Raw genomic sequence first — 2,381 nt, 5'->3', positions numbered from 1 at the left:
TGTGGAGAACACTTCGAAGAGCAAGCAGAATCATACATCTATGAATGCACAAAATGCTTTGGTAAAAATCACGAATAATAATGAGAAGGTGAAAAATTGTATATAGATGGTGTAGTTGGATAGACCTTGTTTACTTCGGAGATGGAGTGAGTAAGGTTTTTTATTGTTTGCTTTTTGGACTAGCATAGTTCTTAAATCTAGTGTGAGTCTAGAGGAGTCCACCAAACTATATACCGAATAGACCTATAGACAGCACCTAGGCTGGGCACACGCAAAAAAAATGGAACCTCCAGCAGAGAATGAAGGTACCATTTCTTATCATAAAACAATATCAGTTTGGCCGTTGCTGTCATACCATCATAGTATTTTTCTTTTCGGATGAGGTTAATCCGTAAAATTGCGGAAACTTTTCGATATGCTCTAGCTCGAGAATCCGTTTCGGCAAGGGCGGATGTGAAGAAATCAATTGGCTTAACCAAACAAAGAACCCCTGCTCCAGGCTGCTCTGCAAAAGGTAATCGGTACGATTGACTTTCTTAAAGAGAACCTTCCCAATGGCCATCAAAGTCAATCCCTTCATAGCCACTTCTGTATTCCCTGTATAATACGTGGCAATCCGGTCACAGGAATATTCACAAGTGCGGGAATAGGCATTTCCAAGGAACGGGACCCATGTTGCCGGAAGAATCAATAATTGCTTTGAGATATGTTTTCTTTGCAAATGAGCCAGTTCATGGGCAATGATAAACGTCAATTCCTCTTCCCCATCTTGTTCAATTAATTCAAATATATCTGAGTAGAGTATAATGAAGTTCCGTCCGAAAAATCGGGTGGCAAATGCATTCAGAATCCCACCTGACTCTAAAACATAGACATCAGGCACTTGAAGGATATTCATTTTCACACATAAATCCTCTACTTTTTCCTTAATATGGGGAAATTGATGATTAGAAAGCTTTACCCCATTGCTACGGATATTCCCTAACATAATTCCTTGGAAAAATAGACTCAGAAGGATTCCTATCAAAGCGTAGAATATTCCTATAATGGAAAAGAGCAATACTAAATATATAAGTGCACTTACCGCAACACAAATAGAAAAATATACTTGCTCTTTCGGATGAATCAATCGACTGTTCATAATGATCCCCTTTTCAATTACTCCTTCCCAACAGCTACCTCTCGGTTTCTCGCATGATTCATTAACTGGAGTTGTTGAATGATTTCCGCTTCAATTTGTTCATTTGCCTTCTTGATCATGCCACTAATTAGAAATAAATCAATTAAGGTCCAAACTCCTAAAAGTCCAAGGGTCAGGGTCATGGCAATTGCGGAGCCTGTCTTTCCTAGATAATAACGATGCCCACCGATCCCGCCCAAGAAAAACCAAAGCAACCAAGTGGTACCCGTCGACTTTTTCCTTTTATCCATTTCGGATGCAAGCATCTGTAAGTCTTGGGTAGTTAAATTTTGCTTCGCTAATAGATTGTTCATTTCAATAACTTCCTCTCTAAAATTATGATAGGTCCTATATTCTACCATATAAATTGGACGAAATTTATCAAATTCCTCCTTTATTTCCAAAAAATATTAAATTTGATGTAACGAATACAAGTGGAGCAGTATAAGAGACGACTGGATAAAAAGAATTCCAATATACCCGTCTTTTTAATAACAGGTTACATACCAGAATCAAAAGTTAACAATCTCCAAAAGAGGAAAATTGTATATATTGGCTACAATGAAATATATCAGGTCATGAAGCCATTGGTTCTAGAGATGAAAGAAGAACTTATTCTTATAATTGGTAAAATTATTTTTACAAAAAGTTCTATTTACCTGTACATCGAATGACTCAAATTAATGTCCTCTACTGTAAAAGAACAGATTTTACATATATTAAGCCCTGGTGTTTTTACTGGTGAGTTGTATCTTTGGCCCTGGAATGTTAAAAGGGTCTCTCGGAGATAGCGGAAATTCCTTCCCCACTTTTTTATCAGGGTTCCTTGTTAGTTAGACAACTCACAAAAAAGTAGTGAATCCTTCACAAATCTCCCATTTCAAAATAAAAAAAAGGAGGGCTTACCGCTCCTCCTACTTCATCAACAACGCGTATACTTCTTGATCTAGTTTCTTGGCCTTCTCAGGATCGTACGTTTTTTCAAAGGTAGGCTCCTGCAAGATGACCATCTTGGAAGAGAAAAAAATCAACAGTAAAATCTTGAATTATGGAAGTCTTCGGGAAGGCACTCGATCAGTACAGGTATTAATAAAATATTGACAAAACAGAAAATTAAAAATATAGTTAGATTATCGGTTAGTCGAATGCAAGGATGCATTCCAAAAGAGCTCTTTATGAATTTCAGAATTTTAATAGGATG

Annotated in this window: 2 protein-coding genes; both read right to left on the bottom strand. The window is 37.1% G+C overall.

What is annotated here, in order from left to right; all coding sequences use genetic code 11:
* Window positions 1-349: 349 nt before the first annotated feature.
* Window positions 350-1,141, bottom strand: coding sequence for a M48 family metallopeptidase (locus ACGLXV_RS13000; protein WP_391558959.1), 792 nt, complete (start codon window positions 1,139-1,141; stop codon window positions 350-352).
* Between the two features lie 17 nt (window positions 1,142-1,158).
* Window positions 1,159-1,494: a TM2 domain-containing protein gene (locus ACGLXV_RS12995; RefSeq protein WP_391558958.1), complete on the bottom strand. Its 336-nt coding sequence runs from the start codon at window positions 1,492-1,494 to the stop codon at window positions 1,159-1,161.
* Window positions 1,495-2,381 lie beyond the last annotated feature (887 nt).

This window comes from Robertmurraya sp. (assembly GCF_036676585.1).
In the GTDB taxonomy this organism is placed as follows: domain Bacteria; phylum Bacillota; class Bacilli; order Bacillales; family Cytobacillaceae; genus Robertmurraya_A.
This window is presented reverse-complemented; position numbering and strand designations above follow the sequence as displayed.